This is a genomic window from Aureibaculum algae (genome assembly GCF_006065315.1).
Taxonomy (GTDB): Bacteria; Bacteroidota; Bacteroidia; order Flavobacteriales; family Flavobacteriaceae; genus Aureibaculum; species Aureibaculum algae.
The window spans coordinates 782462-802611 of record NZ_CP040749.1 but is presented as its reverse complement, the minus strand read 5'-3'; the positions used below and the strand labels follow the sequence as shown (position 1 = coordinate 802611).

General features: G+C 31.3%; 20 protein-coding genes. 9 read left to right on the top strand and 11 right to left on the bottom strand.

The genetic code is table 11. The features are described from left to right. Positions 1 to 48: 48 nt before the first annotated feature. Together clpX and clpP are read right to left on the bottom strand one after the other, a co-directional pair. Complete coding sequence (clpX, locus tag FF125_RS03200) at positions 49 to 1290, bottom strand: ATP-dependent Clp protease ATP-binding subunit ClpX (RefSeq protein WP_138948422.1); 1242 nt, start codon at positions 1288 to 1290, stop codon at positions 49 to 51. Between the two features lie 53 nt (positions 1291 to 1343). Next, positions 1344 to 2021, bottom strand: coding sequence for an ATP-dependent Clp endopeptidase proteolytic subunit ClpP (clpP, locus tag FF125_RS03195; RefSeq protein ID WP_117881875.1), 678 nt, complete (start codon positions 2019 to 2021; stop codon positions 1344 to 1346). Between the two features lie 295 nt (positions 2022 to 2316). On the opposite strand from clpP, the gene FF125_RS03190 reads away from it, so the two are divergent. Then, positions 2317 to 2646 (top strand): hypothetical protein, encoded by a 330-nt coding sequence (locus FF125_RS03190; protein ID WP_138948421.1) that lies wholly within the window; start codon positions 2317 to 2319, stop codon positions 2644 to 2646. 63 nt (positions 2647 to 2709) lie between these two features. Here the strand turns inward: FF125_RS03190 and tig are convergent, their stop codons facing one another. The 4 genes from tig to FF125_RS03170 form a co-directional block, all read right to left on the bottom strand. After that, positions 2710 to 4032 (bottom strand): trigger factor, encoded by a 1323-nt coding sequence (gene tig, locus FF125_RS03185; protein ID WP_138948420.1) that lies wholly within the window; start codon positions 4030 to 4032, stop codon positions 2710 to 2712. Positions 4033 to 4116: 84 nt separating this feature from the next. Next, complete coding sequence (locus FF125_RS03180; RefSeq protein WP_138948419.1) at positions 4117 to 4476, bottom strand: phage holin family protein; 360 nt, start codon at positions 4474 to 4476, stop codon at positions 4117 to 4119. A gap of 152 nt (positions 4477 to 4628) precedes the next feature. Then, positions 4629 to 5396 (bottom strand): alpha/beta fold hydrolase, encoded by a 768-nt coding sequence (locus tag FF125_RS03175; protein WP_138948418.1) that lies wholly within the window; start codon positions 5394 to 5396, stop codon positions 4629 to 4631. Continuing rightward, on the bottom strand, positions 5396 to 6109 hold the full coding sequence (locus FF125_RS03170) for a pyridoxine 5'-phosphate synthase (protein ID WP_138948417.1): 714 nt from the start codon (positions 6107 to 6109) through the stop codon (positions 5396 to 5398). The genes FF125_RS03175 and FF125_RS03170 overlap by 1 nt, the downstream gene beginning before the upstream one ends. 146 nt (positions 6110 to 6255) lie before the next feature. Between FF125_RS03170 and FF125_RS03165 the strand changes: the two genes are divergently transcribed. The 8 genes from FF125_RS03165 to murI all read left to right on the top strand — a co-directional run bounded on the left by FF125_RS03165 (position 6256) and on the right by murI (position 14324). Next, the gene (locus tag FF125_RS03165) at positions 6256 to 6915 is read left to right on the top strand and encodes a CBS domain-containing protein (protein WP_138948416.1); all 660 of its coding nucleotides are present in this window, start codon (positions 6256 to 6258) and stop codon (positions 6913 to 6915) included. Between the two features lie 15 nt (positions 6916 to 6930). Further along, the gene (locus tag FF125_RS03160; protein WP_138948415.1) at positions 6931 to 7815 is read left to right on the top strand and encodes an NAD kinase; all 885 of its coding nucleotides are present in this window, start codon (positions 6931 to 6933) and stop codon (positions 7813 to 7815) included. 140 nt (positions 7816 to 7955) lie between these two features. Next, on the top strand, positions 7956 to 8627 hold the full coding sequence (porG, locus tag FF125_RS03155; protein ID WP_138948414.1) for a type IX secretion system protein PorG: 672 nt from the start codon (positions 7956 to 7958) through the stop codon (positions 8625 to 8627). A gap of 6 nt (positions 8628 to 8633) precedes the next feature. Continuing rightward, complete coding sequence (locus FF125_RS03150) at positions 8634 to 9386, top strand: isoprenyl transferase (protein ID WP_138948413.1); 753 nt, start codon at positions 8634 to 8636, stop codon at positions 9384 to 9386. Then, positions 9379 to 11979: an outer membrane protein assembly factor BamA gene (gene bamA, locus FF125_RS03145; RefSeq protein ID WP_138948412.1), complete on the top strand. Its 2601-nt coding sequence runs from the start codon at positions 9379 to 9381 to the stop codon at positions 11977 to 11979. The genes FF125_RS03150 and bamA overlap by 8 nt, the downstream gene beginning before the upstream one ends. Positions 11980 to 12042: 63 nt before the next feature. After that, the gene (locus FF125_RS03140) at positions 12043 to 12840 is read left to right on the top strand and encodes an OmpH family outer membrane protein (protein ID WP_138948411.1); all 798 of its coding nucleotides are present in this window, start codon (positions 12043 to 12045) and stop codon (positions 12838 to 12840) included. Positions 12841 to 12922: 82 nt separating this feature from the next. Next, positions 12923 to 13432, top strand: a complete 510-nt coding sequence (locus FF125_RS03135; protein ID WP_138948410.1) for an OmpH family outer membrane protein — start codon at positions 12923 to 12925, stop codon at positions 13430 to 13432. A gap of 100 nt (positions 13433 to 13532) precedes the next feature. Beyond that, positions 13533 to 14324, top strand: coding sequence for a glutamate racemase (gene murI / locus FF125_RS03130; RefSeq protein ID WP_138948409.1), 792 nt, complete (start codon positions 13533 to 13535; stop codon positions 14322 to 14324). A gap of 308 nt (positions 14325 to 14632) precedes the next feature. Here the strand turns inward: murI and FF125_RS03125 are convergent, their stop codons facing one another. The 5 genes from FF125_RS03125 to FF125_RS03105 form a co-directional block, all read right to left on the bottom strand. After that, on the bottom strand, positions 14633 to 15604 hold the full coding sequence (locus FF125_RS03125) for an esterase-like activity of phytase family protein (RefSeq protein ID WP_175418855.1): 972 nt from the start codon (positions 15602 to 15604) through the stop codon (positions 14633 to 14635). A gap of 110 nt (positions 15605 to 15714) precedes the next feature. Then, a complete protein-coding gene (locus FF125_RS03120) occupies positions 15715 to 16224 on the bottom strand; it encodes a DUF6265 family protein (protein WP_138948407.1) in 510 nt (169 codons plus the stop codon). Positions 16225 to 16238: 14 nt separating this feature from the next. After that, on the bottom strand, positions 16239 to 16748 hold the full coding sequence (locus tag FF125_RS03115; RefSeq protein WP_138948406.1) for a gamma carbonic anhydrase family protein: 510 nt from the start codon (positions 16746 to 16748) through the stop codon (positions 16239 to 16241). 132 nt (positions 16749 to 16880) lie between these two features. Then, positions 16881 to 17615, bottom strand: coding sequence for a LytR/AlgR family response regulator transcription factor (locus FF125_RS03110; RefSeq protein WP_138948405.1), 735 nt, complete (start codon positions 17613 to 17615; stop codon positions 16881 to 16883). A gap of 231 nt (positions 17616 to 17846) precedes the next feature. After that, positions 17847 to 20066: a histidine kinase gene (locus tag FF125_RS03105; RefSeq protein ID WP_138948404.1), complete on the bottom strand. Its 2220-nt coding sequence runs from the start codon at positions 20064 to 20066 to the stop codon at positions 17847 to 17849. Positions 20067 to 20150: the final 84 nt, after the last annotated feature.

Here is a 20150-nt window from a genome sequence, read left to right as displayed (position 1 = left end):
AAGTAAAAGAAACCTCACAGGTTTAAAACTTGTGAGGTTTTAATATGATTAAGAAACCGCTTTTAATTTACTTAAGGTAGATTTTTCCATTTTACCTTCTGCATAGCTTCTGGTTACTCTTAATTTTTTCTCCTCGCCACCAGGCAATTCAAACATGGCGTCTGTTAATATAGCTTCACATAATGAACGCAAACCACGTGCTCCAAGTTTATATTCAACAGCTTTTTGAACGATATAATCTAAGGCTTTTTCGTCTATTGAAAAGTCAATACCATCCATTTCAAAAAGCTTTTCATATTGCTTAATTATGGCATTTTTAGGCTCAGTTAAAATAGCTCTTAACGTTTTAGCGTCTAACGGATTCAAATAAGTTAACACTGGTAAACGACCAATAATTTCAGGAATTAACCCAAAATCTTTTAAATCTTTTGGAATTACATATTGCAACAAATTTTTATCATCTACACGTTCTTCATTCTTTGATGCACTGTAACCTACAGCCTGCATATTTAAACGCTTACTTATGATTCTATCTACACCATCAAATGCTCCACCAGCAACAAATAAAATGTTACGTGTATTAACCTCAACAAATTTTTGATCTGGATGTTTTCTACCTCCTTTTGGTGGTACATTAACGATTGTACCTTCTAACAATTTAAGTAGTGCTTGTTGAACACCTTCACCAGAAACATCTCTAGTTATTGAAGGATTATCGCTTTTTCTAGCAATTTTATCAATTTCATCAATAAAAACAATTCCTCTTTCTGCTTTTTGAACATTATAATCTGCAGCTTGTAGTAAACGTGTTAAAATAGTTTCTACATCTTCACCAACATATCCTGCTTCTGTTAATACCGTAGCGTCTACAATAGCGAAGGGTACATTTAACATTTTAGCAATGGTTCTAGCCATTAATGTTTTTCCTGTACCTGTTTCACCCACCAACATAATATTACTTTTCTCTATCTCAATATCATCTTCATTTTTTGTAGCTGGTTGTAACAATCGTTTATAGTGATTATATACAGCAACCGACAAAACTCTTTTTGCCTGATTTTGTCCAATTATATATTGATCTAAAAAACTTTTTATTTCTTGTGGCTTTTTTAGTATTAATTCAGCCGACAATCCTGAATTCTTAGATTCAGAAAGTTCTTTGACTACTAAACCATGTGCCTGCTCTATACATCTATCGCATATATGACCTTCTAACCCTGCAATCAGCATATCGGTTTCCGATTCTTTACGCCCACAAAATGAGCACTCTAACTCTTTCTTCTCTGCCATAATCTTTTTACTTACTTGAAATCTTTTTACTAAATAGCTTTAAATAGAATCTATTATGAATTTCTAATTAAAACCTCATCTATCATACCATATTTTTTTGCCTCGTCTGCTTTCATCCAATAATCTCTATCAGAATCATCATGTACTTTTTTAATATCTTGTCCTGAATGACTTGCTATTATTTGATACAATTCATCTTTCAATTTCAAAATCTCTCTTGCAGTAATCTCGATATCAGACGCTTGTCCTTGAGCTCCACCTAATGGTTGGTGAATCATAATACGCGAGTGTGTTAAAGCAGAACGCTTTCCTTTTGCACCTGCACACATTAATACTGCTGCCATAGAGGCTGCAATACCTGTACATATTGTGGATACATCTGGCTTAATAAACTGCATGGTATCGTAAATACCTAACCCTGCATACACACCTCCACCTGGCGAGTTTATGTAAATTGAAATATCTTTTGAAGCATCTGTGCTTTCTAAAAACAACAATTGAGCTTGAATAACATTAGCAACATAATCGTCAATACCTGTTCCTAAAAAGATGATTCTATCCATCATTAGACGTGAAAAAACGTCAAAAATGGCAATATTCATTTTACGTTCCTCAATAATATTTGGGGTAAGGTTCGTAGGATACATTGCACTAATCATCTTATCATAGTACATGCTATTAATTCCTTGGTCCTTTATAGCAAATTTTTTAAATTCTTCTCCGTAATTCATTATGCTTTATTTTAAATGGTTCTTGAATAAGACGGTAAATATACTAACTAATTACGAATTTATTTAATAGTTATAGGCTCTAAAAATATTTTGCCCTGAATGTTTTTTGAATTATAAAATTAATTACTTTTACTATAGCAAATTTTAATATTTATGAAGGACTAATTTTAACACTTCCGCACGAAGCTATTTCACTTTTAACAAAAGTCATTTTTATAGCTTTTAACATGACTGTAATTACAGCATGTTTTCGAAAAAAAATTACCTAAAAAATTTTAACATAAATTATTAAAAGATGAAAAAAATTGCAATTCTAGTTTTTGTACTAGTATCCTATACCAACAGTTTCGCACAAGATATTCATAATTTTACTGGAACTTTTTCTGGTTTAACAGAAGATTACTATTTTGAATTTAAAGACAATAACAATAAAATGATTGTTTTTAACGAAATAGATAATGAAGTTACATATGACTTGTTTGACGAGCAAGCTATTGGTAAAAAATTTGAAATAACATGGAAAGACATAACTATAGAGTTAACCGACGAAAATGGAGACCCTACTGGGGAAACTCAAGCTGGCAAACATATCGTTACAATGACTGAAGTACCCATAAAAAAATAATAAGCATAAAAAAAATCCCGAAATTAAAATTTCGGGATTTTTTATTTTTATTAGCTACTATGTTTATTTATAAACCTCTTTTACAAAGTCATCAAAACTTACTTCTTTCGCTTTTAATTTTACATTCTCTTTATAGAAAGTCAATAATTTCTGACTCATCAATTGTTCAGATAAACGTTTCGCTTCTTCTTGATTTCCCAAAATTCTACCTGCTATTTCGTCTAATTCTTTTTCTTCAGGATTTGCATTACCATACTGTGCCATTTGACTTTTAATAAAGCCTTTAGCAAATTCCTTTAATTCTTCAAAAGTTACTTGTAAATTATTGTCTTTACTAATTTTACCTTCAATAAGTTGGTAACGTAATCCTTTTTCAGAACGCGTATACTCTTCTTCAGCTTCTTGCTCAGTTAATTGTTTTTCACCAGCTACTGCGATCCATTTTTGTAAAAATTCAGCAGGTAAATCAAATTTTGTACTTTCAATTAAACCTTCCGTTACTGCATTAAGCAATTGCTGATCTGATTGCTGTTCAAATTGCTTTTCAGCATCTTCTTTTAAACGACTTTTGAATTCCTTCTCATCTTTAACAACTCCTTCTCCGAATAATTTATCGTATAATTCTTGATTCAAATCTGCCGGTTCCGTTTCAGAAATTTCTTCAACTGTAAATTGCACTTCAATATCTAATCCATGGGCATCATCATGAGCTACACCTAAATGGTTTTGCAACAAATGATCATCGGTAAAAAGTCCTTTGGTTTTTAACGTAATAACATCACCTACTTTTGCACCAATAAATGATTTTTTATTGGTTTTACCTTTTACTTTATCTAATTTAAAAGTTGACTTTTTCTCAATCTCTTTTTCTTCATTAACAAACGTACCTGTTATATTTGAATTCTCAGCTATATCAGTTTGAGAAATCATTTTACCATAACGTTCTTGAATATTCTCTATTTGATCATTCAACATCTTTTTGTCAGCAATAATCTTATAACTTGTTATCGCTTTTTTAGGTTGTAAATTCACTTCAAACTGAGGTGCTAGACCTAATTCAAATTCAAAAGAGAACTGATCAGCATCCCAAGAAAAATCTTCTTGAGTCTTAGGTAATGGGTTTCCTAAAATATCTAATTTTTCCTCAACCAAAAATTTACTTAAAGATTCTTGCAATAATTTATTTACCTCATCAATAAGAACAGGCTTTTCATATTGCTTTTTAACCAAGCTCATTGGCACGTGACCCTTTCTAAAACCTGGAATATTTGCTTTTTTACGATAATCTTGTAAAATCTCTGCTACTTTGTTTTGATAATCCTCCTCTGTAATATTAATTTTTACAACAGCATTTAAATCATCAATATTTTCTTTGGTAATATTCATCTTATATTTCTTTTCTTTAATGTTGGAATAATGCTAAATCGCTTTAGCGAGTGCAAAATTAGTAAATTTCTACTATATAACAAGTTAAGACATCTGTTTTTGTTTATCTTCCTTTAAAAAGGAATAAAGTATTGATTGAAAAAAGGATAACAGTAAACTAAATAATAAAGCGTACCAAAAACCTGATACTGCAAAACCATCCACCAACTTATCAGCCAATAAAATGATACCTGCATTTATAACAAATAGAAAAATACCAAGAGTTAATATAGTTAAGGGCAATGTAAAAATTATAATTAACGGTTTCACAAAAACACGTAATAACCCCAACACTACTGCTACAATTACAGCGGTTGAATACGAATCTACATAAATACCTGGTAAAATTTTTGCTAAAATAACCACAGCTATAGCTGTCAGTAAGATTTTTAAAACTAATTTCATATTGATTTGTTTTTTATATTCATTTAAAGGTACACTATTCGTTTTTTCATTTCTTATCTAATTTTATAAAAAAGAGTCTAATATAACCAAATATGTGCACCCAAACATTTCTTACGAGAACAAACTAAACAGTCAACATATATGCCAAAGCACTATTCGTTTAAAAAACTGACAACATAGCTGTAAAAATCATTAGGATTCTCTGCATGCAGCCAATGTCCTGCTTTTTTGACAGTTTTCACTGTTGCTTTTGGAAAATGAGCCGTAATTAATGAAATATCACTATCTGCAATATAACCTGAATTTTCTCCTTTTAAAAATAAGGTATCACCTTCAAATACTGATAAAGAAGGTAAAGGAGCCCCTATTTCATCAATATTCTCAATTAGCCCCTCCAAATTAAATCTAAATGCAAGTTGCTCTTTTGTTTTCCAGTACACATTCTTAAGTAAAAATTGACGTATACCCCAATCTGAAATGTATTTTTTTAAAACTTCCTCAACCGCACCTCTCGTTTTTTGTTTTGAAAAATCAATCGCCGATAAACCTTCAAAAATCACATCGTGATGCCGAGGATAAAACTTGGGACCAATATCAGCAACAATCAATTTATTCATTTTTTCGGGATGGGTTACTGCAAATAACATAGCCACTTTTCCACCCATAGAATGCCCAATTAAGTTTACTCGACTAAATTGATGAAAATCAATATAATTCGACAAATCTTCCACCATTACTTCATAGTCAAAGTTATCTGAGTGAAAACTTCTACCATGATTACGCTGATCTATTAAATGAACTTCATAATTTTCTGCAAACTTATTTGCTAAGGTTTTCCAATTATCACTCATACCTAAAAGACCATGTAATATAATTAATGGTTCTCCTTGGCCTTGAATTTTAGAATACAATACTTCCATTATTTTAATTTATGTAAATATAAGTTTACTACATTCTCTAATCCTAAATATAAGGCTTCAGCTATTAGAGCATGCCCAATTGATACTTCTAATAAATTAGGTATGTTTTTAGCAAAAAACTGAATATTATCTAGACTTAAGTCATGACCCGCATTTATCCCTAAACCTAGTTCTGTAGCTAAATTCGCAGATGCTACATATGGCTTTATAGCTTCTTTATTCCCCAATCCATATTCCGTTGCAAAAGCTTCTGTATAAAGTTCTATTCGCTCTGCCCCTGTCTTTACCGCAGCTTCTATTAAACCCAAGTCAGGATCCATAAAAATTGAAGTTCTAATTCCATTTCTCTTAAATTCAGCAACTACTTCGGTTAAAAATGATTGATTTTTAATGGTATCCCAACCAGCATTTGAGGTAATGGCATTAATTGCGTCTGGCACCAAGGTTACTTGAGTGGGCTTAATAGCGACTACTAAATCTATAAACTTTTTTATAGGATTCCCTTCAATATTATATTCCGTAGTTACAATCGGTTTTAAATCATATGCATCCTGATACCTAATATGCCTTTCATCAGGTCTTGGGTGTATGGTAATGCCCTGTGCTCCAAACTCCTGAACATCTACAGCTACACTCACCAAATTTGGAGTATCTCCACCTCTAGAATTTCTTAATGTGGCAATTTTATTAATATTTACACTTAATTTTGTCATTTGTCGTTTATTGATTAAACAATTTTATGCAGGACCTACCTTTGTGTTCATTCGGTTATATACAGGTAAGGTTTAACCTTCGATAAAATTTACAAAAACAAAATTAGTGTATTTGTAGTTTAATTTTAGTTATTTTGCAACATAATATGATAACATCAGATTACATATCAAAAGACGTAAGGGCATTGCAGACGTCTGACAAGATTAGCAAAGCCAAAGGATTGTTTAACCTGCTTACATTCACACACCTGCCAGTTATTGAACATGGTAATTTCATGGGGTTAATTGCTGAAAATGATGTGCAAACAATTACAGATGATGATCAATTATTATCTGAATACAGCTATTTATTTCAATCTTTTTTTGCTCGAAAAAACACGAATTGGTTTGAGTTATTAAAAGTATTCGCTTTAAATGAAGCCACTATAATTCCTGTTGTAACAGAAAAGTTAAAGTATTTAGGATATTATGAATTAGCTGATATTTTACACATATTTAATAGCACACCATTCTTAAACCAAAGCGGTGCCGTTATGGTTGTTTCTAAAGGAGTTAGTGAATATTCGTTTAGTGAAATTTCTCAAATTGTAGAATCTAACAATGCGAAATTACTTGGTGCTTTTATATCAAATATTAATAAAGAAACTGCAGAGATTACGATTAAAATTAGCGATCATGATCTTAACAACACCATTCAATCTTTTAGACGATATAATTATACGATATTGAACAGCTTCCATGTGGATGAGTATCTAAACACATTAAAAGAGAGGTCTGATTATTTACAAAAATATTTAGACATTTAGACATAAAACCAAAACATGAAAGTAGGTATTTACGGACAATATTATAAGGGAGAAGCCATTAGCTATATAGAAATTCTATTAAAAACATTGGCTGCAAAAAATATTGATGTTTTTATTGAAGAAAATTTTTATGACCTTATTAAGGTTAATAATTTCCCTGAGAAAGAATATCAGACCTTTAGCAGTTATAAAGATTTAGACAATTCTTTTGAGGTAATGCTAACTGTTGGTGGTGATGGTACATTTTTAAGAGCAGTCACCTTTGTTAGAGATTTAGACATTCCAATTTTAGGTATTAATATTGGTAGATTAGGTTTTTTAGCAACGATACAAAAAGACAGTATTTCTGAAGCTATTAATTTATTAATTACCAGAAAATACACCATTAATGAAAGAACATTGCTCAGTGTTACTTCAAATAAAAAAAATGATGACCTTTCAGAAATTAACTTTGCCTTAAATGAAATTGCCGTTAGTAGAAGAAATACAACTTCAATGATTACGGTTGAATCTTATCTAAATGATGAGTATTTAACTTCTTACTGGGCAGATGGTTTAATTGTAGCTACACCTACTGGATCTACAGGTTACTCTTTGAGTTGCGGCGGACCAGTAATTACACCAAATACTAAAAGTTTGGTATTGACTCCTATTGCCCCTCATAACTTAAATGCAAGACCTTTAGTTATACCCGAAAACACAAACATTAAATTAAAAATTATTGCAAGAGAAAAACAAGCTTTATTATCTTTAGATTCTCGAACAACTACCATTGATAGCAACTCGGTAATAACTATAAAAAAAGCTGACTTTTCACTTAAAACAATACAATTAGATCAACAGACTTTCTTTAAAACACTTAGAGACAAATTACTTTGGGGAGAAGACAAACGCAACTAAAAACCTTTTTATTAACAGTATTTTGTGAAAACTTAACGGTCTTGACAACAATATTTTACCATTAAAACTGTTTATCAAAAAAGGAAGTTTTATCCTTTTAAACCTGATAGATTTAACTATATTTGCAAACATTTTTTAAAATGAGAAAAAGGCTTTTATTTAATATATTTATACTAATTACAAGTATTTCATCAGCACAACTGTATGAAGCAGGTGTCTTTTTAGGCGGAAGTAATTACATTGGTGATATTGGTTCTGAATATTATATTCAACCCAATAGAATTGCTATTGGTGGTGTTGCCAAGTTTAATTACACTCCTAGAATCACCTTCAGAGCTACGGGTTTATATACACGTTTAAGTGATAATGATAGTAGAGCACAAAGTAGTGTGAGGCAAGACAGAGGTCTCCAATTTAGAAATTCAATTTTGGAAGCTGCCTTAGGAGTAGAATTTAGCTTCTTCAAATATAGTCTTAATAAAACAGGATTTACACAAGCACCTTATATAATAGCACAAGTAGGAGCGGTAAATTATTCAACGATTGGACCTGATGGAGGTAAAAAAAGAACAACCTCAGTAGTTTTCCCTATTGGCCTTGGTTATAAAATGAAGTTGATGGAAAATGTGGGAATTGCTCTAGAAACATCTTTTAGATACACTTTTAAAGATGTTATTGACGGCAACAACCACGAAATTGACGATAGTAGATTTACATTTGGAAACCCCAACAGCGATGATTGGTATGTTTTTACTGGCATTACAATAGTTTATGCCTTTGGTAGACCAGGTTGCTATACTGGTGCCTTTTAACACACAATGGATATAATAACACAAATAAATACCGAAAAAAAACCAAAACATGTTGCCATAATTATGGATGGCAACGGTCGGTGGGCTAAACAAAAAGGAATGCTCAGAGTTTTTGGGCATCGTAATGGTGTTAAAGCAGTAAAACAAACTGTTGAAGCCGCTTCCGAAATCGGTATTGAAGTTCTTACCTTATATGCTTTTTCAACAGAAAATTGGAACCGTCCAAAAACGGAAGTAAAAGCCTTAATGAAAATTTTAGTGAGTTCGCTAAAAGATGAATTAGAAACTTTTCAACAAAATAATATTCGACTACAAACGATAGGTCAAACTCAAAATTTGCCAAAAAAAGCTCAAAAAGAACTACTTGAAGTTATTGAATTGACCAAAAATAATACATCTATGGTGTTAAATTTGGCATTAAGCTATGGGTCGAGAGAAGAAATTGTTAATACTATTAAAAATATTTCTAAAAAAGTTGTTAATAAGCAGCTTTCAATCGAAGAAATTGATGAAAATATTATAAATAATCATTTATATACATTTACTTTGCCCGACGTTGATTTTTTGATACGTACTAGTGGTGAAAAACGCATCAGTAATTTTTTATTATGGCAAATTGCCTATGCTGAATTATACTTTACTGATGTATTATGGCCAGATTTTAGAAAAGAAGATTTTTTTAAAGCAATCTTAGATTATCAATGTCGAGAAAGACGCTTTGGGAAAATTAGTGAACAAATTCAAAACAATAATGATTAGAAAACTAAAGGTCAACCTATTACTCTTAGTATTTACACTAACGGCATTTTTAAGTAATGCACAAGACATCCCCCAAACAACTATAAAAACTGCAGACACCATAATCACCCCTTCTGCAATTGATAGCCTTGCTGTAACATCTACTGATACAATTCCTGCTAAAAAAATAAATATTGACGATGTTAATTTCAATAAAGTAAATACGTATATACTTGGTGGTATTTCTGTTAAAGGAAATGAGCAATTTTCTGACCAATCTATTACCGTTTTTTCTGAATTACGCGTTGGGCAGCCCATAAAAATACCTGGTGATAAATTGACCGGAGCAATAAAAAAATTGTGGAACTCAAAACTATTTAGCAATGTTGACGTTTACGTCACAAAAATTGATGATAACACTATTTATTTAGAGTTCGAAGTTCAAGAACTTACTAAAATTAGCTCCGTTACTGTTGAAGGAGTGAAAAAGAATAAGGGTGAGGAACTCATTAAAGAAACAGAGTTCAAAAAAGGTGCAATGCTTACCGAAAACCTTTTAACAACGACTAAAAACTACATTAAAAAGAAATATGTCGACAAAGGTTTCTTAAAAACTAAAGTTAACATAAATACCAAAGTTGATACTACTGATAATAATGCCGAAAAAGCATTGATCGTTATTGATAAAGGAAATAAAATAAAAATAAAAAACTTACGATTCAGCGGTAACGTAAAGCATGAAGATAAGTGGCTTGCGAAGCAGCTTAAAAAAACAAAGCAAAAGAAATTTTATCGCTTCTGGAAACCTTCTAAATATATTGAAGAAGAATACGAGGCCGACTTAGAGCGATTAGTTGAAAAATATCAAGAAAAAGGATATCGTGATGCTCAAATTTTAAAAGATTCTATCTCTTGGAACGATGACAATACCATCAATCTGGACATTACCGTTAACGAAGGTAAAAAATATTATTTCGGTAATATTGAATTCTTAGGGAATACCGTTTATTCTGATACTATTTTACAACAGTTCATTGGATTAGAAAAAGGAGACATATATAATGGAAAATTATTGAACGAGCGTATTAAAGGTGATGGAACACCAGATTCTCAAGATATTACAAACTTCTACCTTAATAATGGTTATTTATTTTCTAGTGTTATCCCTGTAGAAACCAAAGTAGAAAATGACACTATTGATATTCAGATTAGAATTAGAGAAGATGAACCTGCTAATATTAGAAAAATAACACTTGTAGGTAACGAAGTAACCAATGATTATGTATTATTGAGAGAAATGCGTACCATGCCAGGTCAATTGTTTAGTAGAGAAGATATTATACGTACCATTAGAGAGGTAGGGCAGCTTCCATATATTGACCCAGAAAGTATTGTACCTGATGTACAACCTAATTATGCTGATAAAACAGTTGATATTGAATATAGTGTTGTTGAAAAAGGTGCCAGTCAAATAGAATTACAAGGTGGTTTTGGTGGTAGTACTTTTATAGGAACTTTAGGGTTGTCTTTTAGTAACTTTTCGATAAAGAATATTTTTAAAGGTAAAGAATACAAACCTGTTCCGAGAGGAGATGGACAGAGTGTTGCATTGCGTGCTCAAGCAAGTCGTTTTTCTAATTCATATAGTTTATCATTTACGGAGCCATGGTTTGGAGGTAAAAAACCAAAATCATTATCATTATCTGTATATAGCTCTAGCCAATTTAGCTACAATTACCAAACAAATAAAGTTGATAAAAGCCAAAAATTAAATATTATTGGTGCTACATTAGCATTAAACCAACGTTTAAAATGGCCTGATGATTATTTCACATTATCTACGGCTATTAGTTACCAACGTTTTAATCTAGATAACTTTTTCTTAGGTACTTTTGGATTTAACAATGGTATTTCAAACAATTTATCTTTAGGTCTTAACTTTAGCAGAAGTTCTGCTGGTTATAATCCAATTTTTCCAACCTTAGGTTCTACATTCAGTATAGGTGCTAAATTAACACCTCCATATTCATTGTTTGATAGTAAAGATAAAGATTATGAAAATTTAACTTCTGCAGAGCGTTTCAAGTTACTAGAATATTACAAACTTAACTTTAGTGGTAAATGGTTTAGTAAAATAATGGGAAAACCTCAACACGAACTTGTTTTGATGTCTAACGTTGAATTTGGTTTCTTAGGTGCTTATAATAACGAATTAGGTGTTTCGCCTTTCGAACGTTTTTACTTAGGTGGAGATGGTCTAGCTTCCGGCCAATTTGATGGTAGAACTACAGTTGGTTTACGTGGATATGAAAATAATAGCTTATCTTCTAACTTAGGTAGTACTATCTATAACAAATTTTCATTAGAACTTCGTTATCCTATAACTTTAAAACCAACCGCTTCAATTTACGTATTAGGGTTTTTAGAAGGCGGTAAAGCATTTGATGATTTTAATAACTTTGCACCATTTAATTTAAAACGTTCTGCTGGAGCAGGCATTAGAATACATATGCCAGCATTTGGTTTATTAGGTATAGATTTTGCTAAAGGATTTGATACTGATCTAGTTACGCCAGGTCAATCTGTACATTTTATTATTGGTCAACAATTCTAACTAAATTAGTACATTTGCAATATATTTACTTTGGCACGGTTTTTTCTAAATACACATTGTAGCATGATACGTAATTTAATTTTTATACTAACTATATTTGCAAGTACTGTAGTAGTAGCTCAAAAGCCACAAAAAATAGCATATATTGATATGCAATACATTCTAGACAATGTACCTGAATATGTTGATGCGGAATCTAGACTAAAGGCAAAAGTAATTACTTGGCAACAAAAATTAGATGCAATAAAGAGTGATATTGAAACTTTAAAAACAGATTTAAGTAACGAAAAAGCTTTGCTAACTGATGATCTAATTAGTGAAAAAGAAGAAGATATTGAAATCAGAGAGCTTGATTTAAAGAATTTGCAAGCTGCTTATTTTGGTCCAAACGGAGATATGTTCTTTTTACGTCAGCAGTTAGTAAAACCAGTACAAGATCAAATATATAATGCAGTACAAGAAATAGCCCTAGCCAAAAAATACGATATTGTTTTTGACAAGTCTAGTGATTTGGTTATGCTCTATTCAAACAATCAATATGATATTAGTGAGTTAGTATTAAATAAAATTGTAAAAGGTCGGAAGATTAAAGAGATTGCAGAAAAAAAAGTGGAACGGACAGAAGCCCAAGAAGTAGCAGTTGAAAAAGCTAAAACAAAAGCAGATGAAAGAAAAACTAAAAATGATGCTTTACGAGAAAAAATTAGATTACAAAATGAAGAAAAAGCTCAAAAAAGAGCTGAAGCCATAAAGCTTAAGCAAGAAGCTCGTCAGAAACGTTTGGACGAAATTGCAAAACTAAAAGAAGATAGAGCTGCAGCAATAAAACAAAAACAAGACACAACAAAAACAGGACAATAGAAAACAGATGTTGACTTTAATGTCACTGATCAATAATAATACAAGGAACAACAATAAACAATAATTAATAAATTAAAAACAAATGAAACTATTTAAAAATCTACTATTAACAAGTGTATTAATTTTGGGAGCTATGACCGTGAATGCACAGTCTAAAGTAGCACACATTAACACTGACGAATTAGTTGCTGCAATGCCAGAAACTAAACAGATGCAAGAAGAACTTAAAAAAGTGGTGCAAGCATATGATGCTGATTTCAAAGAACAATCAACTGCATTACAAACAAAAATGCAAAAGTATGATAAAGAAGCACCTACTCAAACAGATGCTGAAAATCAAAAAAGACTACAAGAAGTTCAAGATGCACAACGTAAATTACAAATGTATCAACAAACTGCTCGTGAAGAATTACAAAAAAAGGAGTTTGATTTATATAAACCTATAGCTGAAAGAGCTCAAAAAGCAATTGATGCCGTTGCCGCAGCAAAAGGATTTGATTATGTTATTGACTCTACTCCAGGTAAAGGATTAGTTGTTTTTAAAGGGACTGATCTAATGGCTGATGTTAAAGCTAACTTAGGTATCAAATAAGATTTTACCTAAAGTACATTAAAATAAAAAATCCCGTTCTAAACGGGATTTTTTATTTTAATACCCTAAAGATAGTTATGCATTATCTTATATTTGTAATATGACTTCTACAAATCCTATTGGTGTTTTTGACTCTGGCATTGGCGGTATTTCTATTTGGAAAGAGCTCGTCCAGCATTTACCTAATGAAAACACTATTTATCTTGCAGACAGTAAAAATGCTCCTTATGGTGAAAGGTCAAAACAAGAAATTATTAATCTGAGTGTAAAAAACACGGAGTTACTTTTAAAAAAAAATTGCAAGCTTATCGTTGTGGCCTGCAACACCGCTACCACTAATGCCATAGATTATTTGAGATCAAATTACGATGTGCCGTTTATTGGTATTGAACCTGCTATTAAACCTGCGGCATTAAACACTAAAACAAACGCTATTGGTATTTTAGCTACGAAAGGAACACTAAGTAGTGATTTATTCCATAGTACTTCACAAAAGTTTACAGAGGGTATAACCGTCATTGAAACTATCGGGGAAGGATTGGTGCCTTTAATAGAAAATGATCAAATAAATAGTATGGAAATGGAACATCTGTTGCAAAAATTTTTACAGCCTATGTTACAACAAAAAATAGATTACCTTGTATTGGGTTGTAGTCACTACCCTTTTTTAATACCTCAAATTAAAAAAATAGTTGGAAATAAGCTCACTATTATTGATTCTGGTGAAGCTGTGGCTAGACAAACCAAAGCAATTTTAGAACGCCATAATTTATTAAATAATTCAACCACAAAACCTAGTCATAAATTATTTAGCAATGCTGATATTAAAACCTTAGTAAGAATTGTTAACGGCATTGACACATCGGCATCTGTAGCATTTTTAAACTTCTAAAATTACCAATCAATTTATTACCAATCAATTACTATTAATAAATTATAAAAAAAAGACAGCTAAGAAACTTAGCTGTCTAAGATTTTGGGATATTATTTTTGTCGCTAAACACTTATGAAAACACCCAAAAAAGAAAAGGCGAAACCTTTTCTAAGTAGACTGCTAAGATACAAATATTTTTTATAAATTATAAAAAAAAGTAAAAATTCGTATTTCAAATCACCTAAAATTACGTCATCCCTTTTATTAACTACCTAAACATTAAATAGATTTTTTTGTTTATGCTACTTTACTACGGTAAACAAATTTTACTTCTTCAAAATTTCCAATAAAATAAATTGGTTTAATTGAGCACCTAACTTGTTGAAGTTGTTATCTGCTACTAAAATCAAAGTTTGATTTCCATTAGCCAACGTTGGACCAACCGTCAGCCCTTCAATATTATCTATACTTGTATCAGTCAACTGACTTCTTACACTTTCAAAATCGAACAAAAGCTTTTTATTAGCTAGAACTAGTTCTGAATTAATTAATGACTCCGTAGCAATTGTATTGCTGGCTTTTGCGGCATTAACCGCATAAATTCTTATCGTATTACCCTGTGTTCCCAATCCCGACGAATAACTACGTTCAATAATAATAAATTGATTTTTATGATATTCAATCAGATCAGTCAACCCATTTACAGCAAAGTTTCCTTGCGGTTCTTTTGCTATCTTATCCAACAAATAAGCAAACTGCATTGTCGGTTTTTTAGTATTCGCATCTATATATGTTATTCTAACTGGCGATTTCGTTTCCGAAACTTTTGGCTCCGGTCCATCCGATTCCAATGGCAATTCCATCGCAATCCAATATCCTTTTTGGTCATAGCTAATTGCCACACCTTCTAACGTACCATTATTTCTAGGTTGCTGCTTACTAGTTGCTTTAAAATAGTCTGGTATTTCAAAAAAATGGTTAATTGAACCTTTAGAATCAACACTAAAAAAAGAGGGGTCTTTTTTTAGATTAACACTCCCTTCACTTGTTATTACAACGTTATTCGTTTTTTTATCAAACCGTATAGATTCAACATCCAAATAGTGTGTGCTGTCATTAAAAGCAACCACTTCTGTAAACGCAATTGTATCAATTTTTGAATTATTTATCTCAATGTTCGCTTTGTAATATCTGGGATTAGAAGCGTCGTCACAAATTAAATAATAGTTGCCATTTGCATAGTCTATTCCCGACAAGCCACCAACTAAATTACCCTCTATTGAAATGTTCTTGGGCACAATATATTCATCTAGAAACCTAAGTTGAATTTGTTTCTGAGTTGTCGATTTAACAGTCTTACAACTTATAGAGACTAGTATTAGTGCTATTAAAACAAGCGTTTTTTGCATTAATTACTTCTTTTAAAATAAAAATCAATCTTCTTATAAGTACTATCAATTTGCCCTTCTACCCAAGCATGTATTGAATCTTTTACAGGATTGGTATAGGTTATTTTACTAGGAAAATCATGTTGTTCATTAATAAACGTAAATACATTATTGCTTTCGGGTATCAACTTAAATTCAACGGGCTGTTCATCATTTTGATTTGGAACACTCACCGTTAAAATCAACTGATTTGAAATTTGCTGAATACGCATGTTTTCTTGGAAAACGGTATCTTTAGAAACTGTTGTATAGCTATAAGCAATTAGCGTACTGTCATTTTTCTGTTTCCAACTCTCATAGGATTGCTGTTCAGGAATTATATTATCCCAATTACCAACTAGCCATTTTAGACTTTCTATTGTATTGTATTTACTTTCAGAAATATTGGATGTTTCTTCTACCTTTTCTCGTTTCTTTTCACAGGAAAAAATTAAAGAAACTAAACCGATAAGAATAATTATTTTTCGCAAATTATAGCTTTTTATTATTTATACCAACTTGAATATTTAACATAATTATTGGCAATTCTATCAATTTCTCCTGAGATTAGTTCTTGAGAGATATCCTTAATTTTTTTAGCTGGCGTACCTGCATAAATACTCCCCGACTCTACTGTAGTACCTTTAGTTACCACTGCACCAGCTGCAATAATTGAATTGCTTTCTATAATACATTCATCCATAACGATACTACCCATGCCTATTAAAACATTATCATGTATTGTACAACCATGAACAAGTGCGTTATGACCTATAGATACATTATTTCCAATTGTAGTAGGACATTTTTGATATGTACAATGTACCACTGCTCCATCTTGAACATTTACCTTATTACCTAATTTAATAAAATGCACATCACCACGTAATACTGCATTGTACCAAATACTACATTGATCTCCCATTTGCACATCTCCCACAATTACTGCATTTTCGGCAATAAAACAATCATCACCAAATTGTGGCTTTTTCCCGTTTAATTCTCTAATAATCATATTTTAATATTAAAAAGTTTGTAGATTACACTGACCGTTTTCACCTTCAGATACTACAAAATTAATCAATTTATAGGATAGCTAACTATAAAAATTATTAAGGTTTCAAAAAACTTCCGAGTACGAACCTTACTACTTAAAATAAGATAAAAAGTCTGCTTTTTTAGATGCTGAAACACTTAACTCTTTCCCATTAGATAAAGAAACAGTACCTCCCTTTCCTTTTTTATAAGATATGATATAAGACACATTTACTAAATATGATTTGTGAATACGTGCAAAACCACTTTCTTTCAAAATATCTTCAAAATACTTTAAGGTTTTACTCACTAATTTTTTATGCTTATTCTCTAAAAAGATCTCTGTGTAGTTATCATCTGCCTTGCAATACATAATGTCTTTCATTTCTAAGACCTCGAATCCGTCTTGTGTAGGTATTGTTATTTTACCTTCATTCACTTTAATTTTCGGGACTAACCCTACATTTTGCAATTCACTTTCTTTGGATCTTAATGTGGTTACATAATCAACTGCTTTAATTAACTCATCTATGGAAATTGGCTTTAACAAGTAGTAGGAAGCATGATTGTTTAATGCATCAATAGCATATTGATTGTAAGCGGTTACAAAAACAACTTCAAATGTTGTGTTTCCTAATTTCTCTAGTAAATCAAACCCACTACCATAAGGCATTTCTACATCTAAAAACACCAAGTCTAACTCGTTATTTCGAATTAAAACCATCGCTTCATCTATATTTTCAGCTTCGCCAACAACCTCAACTGTTGGGCAATATTTACCAAGATAATTCTTTAAGATTTCTCTACTGGTTTGCTCGTCTTCTACTATTATGGTTTTTAAAATCATGCGTAATCGTGTAATTGTTTAATCGTGAAATCTTTGAATTGTGTAACTGTGTAATTGCTTTGATCAAATTTGATTCTAAAAACACCCCTAAAGCCCCCTCAAGGGGACAATACTCATGCAGCAATCTTCCCATTTAAAATTATCATTTTTCGAAATTTAATTTTTAGCTCTTCGTATTTCCTACCTCTTCCCTTTTTACTGTACTTCCGCCTTCGGACTTCCAACTTCTTTTTAGTCCTTTTTTAAAATCAAAACCACTTTGGTTCCTGTTTTATCTTCATGCATATCTTCAATAAAAACATCAACTTTATCTTTATACATTTGATTTAAAATCTTTATTCGCTGCTTTATATTTTGCATTCCTTTCGACTTTTGTTTTTTCTGGTGTTCCGTTTTTAAAGCTTTAGATTTTACTCTACCAATACCATTATCAGCTATTTCAATTTTAATGGTTTCTTCATCTATTTTGTCCAGACTCACTTTTAAAAATCCTTTTTCCTTTTTATAGCGTAAGCCATGCCATACCGCATTTTCCACATAAGGTTGTAACAGCATTGGTGGAATTTGAAATTGCCCTCTATCAATAGCTGCATCGACATTTAATTCATAATCAAACTTATCTTTAAAACGAGAGTGTTCTAATTTCAAATAAAGTTCTAACAACTCAATTTCATTTTCTAGCGGAATAAAATCTTCTTCAGAATTGTTTAAAACACTTCGCATTAATGTAGAGAAATCTGTCAAATATCGATTGGCTGTACGTTCATCATTTTGACTTATAAAGCTATTCACGGAGTTTAAGGCATTAAAAATAAAATGCGGATTCATTTGTGTACGCAATGATTTTAAGGCCAGTAAATTATTTGCCAATCGTCTTTGTTTATTGCTTCTTATCATCCAAAATAAAGAGAACAACAACAGTAACAAACCACCAATTAACGCATATATTATGAGTTTTTGTCGTCTATCATTTTCAATTGTCAATCTGCTCTCTGATTGGCTTAATTGATACTTACTTTGTGTTAATTCCCTGTCTTTTTCTAAGCTAGTAATTCTATTCTGTTTTTCTGATAGATCTCTATTAAGACTAACGACAGCATTTATTTCCTCTTCCTTTTGTTGATATAATTTATCAACTAAAGAAACATATTTTTGATAATTACTCAACGCTTTATTATCATCTCCAACAGAAGCGTATGCTTCTGACAAACGTTGTATGGCATCTTTTTGCGTTAAAATGTCTTCATTGTTTTCCGCTTCAGAAGCACTTTCCTCTAAAATAGGAATGGCTTCTTCAAAATTATTTTGTTTTAATAAAGCATTTCCAAGATCATATTTAACTTTTGGTTTTGACAAAGCTTCTGAATCATCTTCCATAACAACCTCACTAAGCTCAGCATCTTCTAGATTTTTCAATGTTTCTTTTCTAAGTAAAACCTCTTTATCAACGTTTTTATTACGGCTGTAAAAATCGGCCGTACGTTGACTTTGAATCGCTTCTTCCTTTGGACTTTGTTTACGAACATTTGTCCGTGCAAGCATTAAAAAGTCTTCCGCCTTTGCAATTTGTCCACTTGCCTCTAATGCTTCTGAAATCCGCGTGTTTAAATCTGTTATTTCAGCTGTATTTTTTTCCTTTTGAGCTATTGTTAATGCGTTTTGATATTGAGCAACAGCCTTATTATGTTCTTTTAATTTCAAATAGATATTCCCTAAACCTTTATATGCCACTATTTTTTGCATATCTGACACCTTTTTCTTGCTCAGAACTCCATTATAATTATTTTCACTTTTTTTAGTATCATTATCCCGAAAATAAGCATCTGCTAATTTTAATTGTACGGCTATATCATCAATATTATCAATAGATGTTTTATAATTACTGGCAGCTAAATCGTATTGCTTTAAATTCATATAAACATCTCCGAGAATAGTATATGATTGTGCCAATTGACTTTTATTATTATTGTCATTTGCAATTAATAGTGCTCCTCCAACTTGATCTATACTTTTTGTGGGGTTTCTCTTTTTATTGTAATTAGCTGAATCTAAATAAAGTTGAAATTGAGATGCCCCTCCTCGCTTACTAATTTTTGAAGATGACCCTATTTTTTTCTTTTCATCATTCTCTATAACTCCAGATTCATCTTGAACTTCATAATATACACTGCCAGTTAAACGATAGGTATTTATAACGACTCCATTTTTACTCAACTCAATTATATCTCCATTACTAGCGTTAATCGAAAACTCTCCATTCGAATTCGTTGTTGTTCTTAACCCCTTACTTTTTACACGTACGGTAAGTCCACTTAATGGTGTACCACTTTCATCAGTAATCCTATCTGAATAGATCTTATTAGGAAGAGCTACCCTATCATTTTCTTGGGCCTGCATATAAGAAAATACCACAAAAAACAGCATGGTAAGTATGTAAAGTTTTTGCTTCATTAGGTTTCTTTAATTATGTAAATCTACATACTAAAATTGGTTTTATAAAATGGCTGTATACTAATAATAAGGTTTTTACGACTC